Source organism: Parasynechococcus sp., from assembly GCF_042954245.1.
GTDB lineage: Bacteria > Cyanobacteriota > Cyanobacteriia > PCC-6307 > Cyanobiaceae > Parasynechococcus.
On the sequence record NZ_JBGKDP010000098.1, the window covers coordinates 1 to 4,550 of the forward strand.

Here is a 4,550-nt window from a genome sequence, read left to right on the forward strand (position 1 = left end):
TTGCGGCTGAGCACTTCTCCCAGCAGCCCAACGATCCCAGCTCTTAAATCATTAGCCGGCACATCCATCCGCGGATTCCGGGCCATCGCTGCCATAGACAGACTTCCTTCAGATCGTGGACAGGATTCCTTGGGACATGCATCAAACACGCGAGGCTGGATTGCCATCTGCGGCATTTCCTTCCTTGCCCTGCTGATTGAGCAGCTCGCCGATGCAGGGCAGATGCTCGTCATCGGGCTCCCCCTCTGGATCCTGCTCTTCATCCTTCTGCAGGTTGCGCTCACGGCCACCGCAGCCTGGATGGCACGACCATGAGCATCACCCTGGCTAGCTCTCTGGTCGGACTGGGCCTCTATCTGGGCACCTTGCTCTGGCTGGGAACGAGAAGTCGGAATCAAGAGCATGCCGATACCTACTTCCTGGCGGATCGTCGTCTGCAGGCAGGTGTGCTGTTTTTCACTCTGATCGCGACCAATTTCAGCGCTTTCTTCTTTCTCGGTTTCGCGGGAGCGGGGTATCGCATCGGCATCGCCTACTTCCCGATGATGGTCCTGGGCACCGGCCTTGCCGCCCTCAGTTTCGGCAGCTTCGGCTGCCGCGTGCGGCAGATCAGCAAGACCCACAAGCTCATCACACCATCGGAATTGATCGGCCACCTCCTGCCTGGAGAGGGAGTGCGATTGCTGGTCTTTCTGGTGATGCTGACGTTCACCCTCCCCTACCTGGCCCTCCAGCCCATCGGTGCTGGCTACCTGCTCGAAAAGCATGACCGGCGGAGCGGTACCGTTCAACGTCGGTGCAGTTCTACTCACACTCGTGATCGTGGCGTATGTCGTCACAGGCGGTATGAAAGCCGTGGCCTTGACCGATGTCCTCCAAGGAACCCTGATGTTCCTGCTGATGTCTCTGGCATTCGGAGCCATTGTCCACGGCCTTGGTGGTGTGGGGCAGGTAGATCAACTCATGAGGTCTCAAACGCCCGAGCTGTTCTCCGGAGCCGGCTTAGGGACCTTTTTCTCCCTGCCGATTTTCGCCAGCTACCTGCTGCTCTGGTCTCTCTGTCTACCAATGTTTCCGCAGCTGATGATGCGCTTCTTCGCGGCAGGCGACGACCGCTCGTTGAAGCAAACAATGGTTCTCTACCCGATCGTTGCCAGGGTCCTGTTCATCTTTCCGGTTCTGATTGGCGTTTGGGGTCATGCCAGCTTCCCTGGCCTTGAAGGCCGGGCCGCCGATCAGATCCTGCCGATGATGCTGAGCGCCCACAGCCCCGAATGGCTGGCAGGTCTGGTGATGGTCGGAGCACTGGCCGCATTCATGTCCACCCTGGATTCCCAGCTGCTGGCGCTCTCTTCGATGGTGACGAGGGACATCTACTGCCGTTACTGGCGACCGAAGGCCTCTCTCACCGAGCAGGTCCGGGTCGGCAAGGTGGTGGTGTGCGCGTTGGCCGCAGGCGGACTGGCGATCGCTCTCCATCCCCCTGAGGCAATTCTGTCCTTAGCGACCCACGCCTTTTCAGGTCTGGCCGTGCTGTTTCCGATGGTTATGGGCGCTGTTTATGGGATGCACCGGCCAGAAACCCCAGCGCTGATCAGCAGGATTCACACCAGCTTCAGCCACCATGCTCCTCATCAATGCAGTGATTCTGCAGAGGGATGGATCAGGCCAGGGGCAAACCATCAACCCTTGCTCAAAAACAGCCCCCACAGGGGCAGACCCAGAGATGCCTCCATTCCAACCTCTTTTCCGAGAGTTGGAAGAAAGTAATTCACCGCTGGGGTTCTCCATCTAAGTCCCCTACGGAAGGGCGAAGACCTGATTCAATCCGGATGCTTACTAATGACGCTGAACTGATTGTCGAACCAATCACCTTCCCCCTATCCGGGAGCCCCATCAGCGTAGGAATGGTTGGATGGAGCTTCACAGTGGTTTTGGCTTGAGATGCACGTCACCTGCGTTCACGTTCATGTGAAAGCTGATCGGATTGAGGAGTTTCGCCAGGCGTCAATCCTCAATCATCAGGAATCCATCCAGGAGCCAGGCAATCAGCGCTTTGACATCCTTCAAAGCAAGGACGACCCGACCCTGTTCCTTCTCTATGAGGCGTACGAATCAGAGGCCGCCGCCGCCGCACATAAGACCACTCCCCACTATTTGAAGTGGAGGGAAACCGTCGCCGATTGGATGGCTGAACCACGGAAGGGTGTCCCTTACGTCTCTGTGGCTCCATGACGGTTTCCTTTTCGTTTGCGCGGGTCCCGCCGATTCACTGCGGCATGGGAACGCTCAAGGAGGTCACAGATTGGCTGCGCTCACGTCACGCTCAATCCGTCCTGCTGCTCACAGGACAGTCTTCCCTGGAGGCGATGGGTCAGTTGGAGGTGGTGAAGCGCTTGATTGATGAAGCTGGAACAAAGCATGCCCATGTGATCTGTGCCAGCGAACCCAGCACAGAGCTTGTGGATCACATCACTCAGCAGTGGTTTGGTCAGGGCGTTGATGCGGTGATCGGCATCGGCGGCGGCAGCGTGATCGATTTCGGCAAGGCGATTGCTGCGATGTTGCCCCACGGCAATTCCGTGCTGGATCACGTGGAGGGTGTGGGCCGTGGTCAGGTCCACAGCGGAATCACGCTGCCTTTTCTGGCGATTCCCACCACATCAGGCACCGGTGGAGAGGTGTCCAAAAATGCAGTACTGAGCCATGTGGGCCCTGATGGCTACAAGAAGTCGTTGCGTCACGACAACTTCGTACCCAGCGCCGTGATTTTGGATGGGGCACTGCTCACCGGTGCCGCCGCTGATGTCACGGCAGCCTGCGGTATGGATGCCTTCACGCAGCTGCTTGAGCCTTTCCTCTCCCCAACGGCATCACCGTTGAGTGATGCGATCGTCTGGAGTGGTCTCCAGCATCTGGTGCCGAACCTGCGGCTTGCCTGCGGAGAGGGAGCCGCCAATTCACAGGTTCGCCTGAGCATGGCCTATGGCGCGCTCTGCTCAGGGATTGGATTGGCGAATGCCGGCCTGGGACTCGTTCACGGGCTGGCCGGGCCGATAGGAGGGTGGTTCCCGATACCCCACGGTGTGATTTGCGGAACGTTGATGGCTGCAGTGCAACAGCAGAACTGGAGTGCTCTGAAACAGCGTGATCCTCAACATCCTGCCGTCGAACGGATGGCCCGTGTTGGTCGGTTGATGCCCGGAGGTAGCCACCTCAGTGAAAACGCTGCGGCGGTGGATTACCTCACAGATAGCTTGCTCGATTGGGTGGACGAGCTCAGGATTCCACGCCTAGGGGACTTCGGCGTCACCGCTGCAGATCTGGATCGCATCGTTGATGCTGCAAGCAACCGCAACAATCCCATTGCACTAACACTATCAGAAATAAAGACATTACTCGAAACAAGGCTATGAATATGAATTCATCAAGTATTAATTATTGACCACGAACGAATCACTGGCATGCCGGAAAATAAATGCGATAGATATCTTTTCAGCTCCCAATGACGAACAACGGAACTAACCACATCCCTGATTTCCTCTAAGATGCGCATTACTACATATTATTTAGCAGCCGGATCTCATCAGACCCAGCACTTCTTCTACTGCGACTAAAAACCTGCTGAGCATGAGGCCGGCAGTCATCGAAAGTCCCTCCCCAACTGGGTGTCTGACCATCCTTCGGCAGAAATGTCGCTGATCGGCGAAGTAAGGACCGTGATCACGATCCCAGCGATCACCAGCGGCCCATACCCTGCCCCTTGGTGGATCAAGCAGTGCGGTGAGCTGAGCACGAAGCTCATCAGCAGCGGCCTGCTCCTCAAGCTTGGAGGCGACCATTTTTTGAATATCGAAGCCTATCGCTTCAGATAGGAACGTCATCATCAATAAAATGACGATCCCGTTCAGCCTCATCCCGAATATCACGGATTGCCAGCTCGCCTAACAATGAGAGGCAACTCCCGACGCCCATTCGATCCTCTCAATTAACTATCTCATTCTATCGATAGATTTAGAACAAAGATGCCAGAATTACACTGACTGACGGCTTTACGACTTGTTGGCGAGCGCTGACCTCAGCTTTATCTCGCGCTAGAATTTAATGGTGGGGGTGCCCTGCGATTGCAATAAAAAAGGGGGGCTGGTGAATAACCGTCTCACTTTTTGATACCTGTTCGTTATTAAAAACAACTGAACGCAACTGTGGCTACGTCACAGCGGTGAGGGCTCACTGACCTTGTGATCCACAACCGCCTGCCGTCCTCACCATGTGAACTCGGACGTATCAGCTCCCCCACCAGGGAGCTTTTGTTTGGGGTTTTTCGATGAAGTGGATCCTGCTTCGAACCTCGATTGCCCGTTCTGAGCGTTGACCAAGTGTTCCTTGTACAGATGATCGATGGCAGCTGATCCATCTCCACCACAGCCCTCAATCGCCACGGCACCATTTGTCGTTGCACGAACCCATTTAGACAACTGAGTGATTAGCCGGGCCTATTGATCTCATTAGGAGTGCTCAGACCGGGTGTCGTGTCGGCGCCGCAAACT

The 4,550-nt window shown here is 56.1% G+C and carries 5 protein-coding genes and 1 pseudogene; 5 read left to right on the forward strand and 1 reads right to left on the reverse strand.

Annotation, left to right across the window (positions count from 1 at the left end; translation table 11 throughout):
* Positions 1 to 129 precede the first annotated feature (129 nt).
* The 5 genes and pseudogenes from ACGVJ8_RS04535 (at position 130) to ACGVJ8_RS04555 (ending at position 3,416) form a co-directional block, all read left to right on the forward strand.
* Positions 130 to 315 carry a hypothetical protein gene (locus ACGVJ8_RS04535; protein ID WP_392345822.1) on the forward strand — a complete coding sequence of 62 codons (186 nt, stop codon included), beginning with the start codon at positions 130 to 132 and terminating at the stop codon, positions 313 to 315.
* A pseudogene (locus ACGVJ8_RS04540) lies at positions 312 to 704 on the forward strand (sodium:solute symporter family protein); the annotation flags it as partial. The gene ACGVJ8_RS04535 and the pseudogene ACGVJ8_RS04540, both read left to right, overlap by 4 nt.
* Positions 705 to 765: 61 nt before the next feature.
* Positions 766 to 1,770: a sodium:solute symporter gene (locus ACGVJ8_RS04545; RefSeq protein ID WP_392345824.1), complete on the forward strand. Its 1,005-nt coding sequence runs from the start codon at positions 766 to 768 to the stop codon at positions 1,768 to 1,770.
* Between the two features lie 141 nt (positions 1,771 to 1,911).
* A complete protein-coding gene (locus ACGVJ8_RS04550; RefSeq protein WP_392345826.1) occupies positions 1,912 to 2,235 on the forward strand; it encodes an antibiotic biosynthesis monooxygenase in 324 nt (107 codons plus the stop codon).
* The gene (locus ACGVJ8_RS04555; RefSeq protein ID WP_392345828.1) at positions 2,232 to 3,416 is read left to right on the forward strand and encodes an iron-containing alcohol dehydrogenase; all 1,185 of its coding nucleotides are present in this window, start codon (positions 2,232 to 2,234) and stop codon (positions 3,414 to 3,416) included. Before ACGVJ8_RS04550 ends, ACGVJ8_RS04555 begins: the two co-directional genes overlap by 4 nt.
* A 153-nt stretch (positions 3,417 to 3,569) precedes the next feature.
* On the opposite strand, the gene ACGVJ8_RS04560 is transcribed toward ACGVJ8_RS04555, so the two are convergent.
* Positions 3,570 to 3,917 carry a hypothetical protein gene (locus tag ACGVJ8_RS04560; protein ID WP_392345830.1) on the reverse strand — a complete coding sequence of 116 codons (348 nt, stop codon included), beginning with the start codon at positions 3,915 to 3,917 and terminating at the stop codon, positions 3,570 to 3,572.
* Between the last annotated feature and the right edge of the window lie 633 nt (positions 3,918 to 4,550).

Coding starts and splice junctions, on each gene's coding strand:
- ACGVJ8_RS04545 (WP_392345824.1), top strand. CDS start 766: ATGACCGGCGGAGCGGTACCGTTCAACGTCGGTGCAGTTCTACTCACA.
- ACGVJ8_RS04555 (WP_392345828.1), top strand. CDS start 2,232: ATGACGGTTTCCTTTTCGTTTGCGCGGGTCCCGCCGATTCACTGCGGC.
- ACGVJ8_RS04560 (WP_392345830.1), bottom strand. CDS start 3,917: ATGAGGCTGAACGGGATCGTCATTTTATTGATGATGACGTTCCTATCT.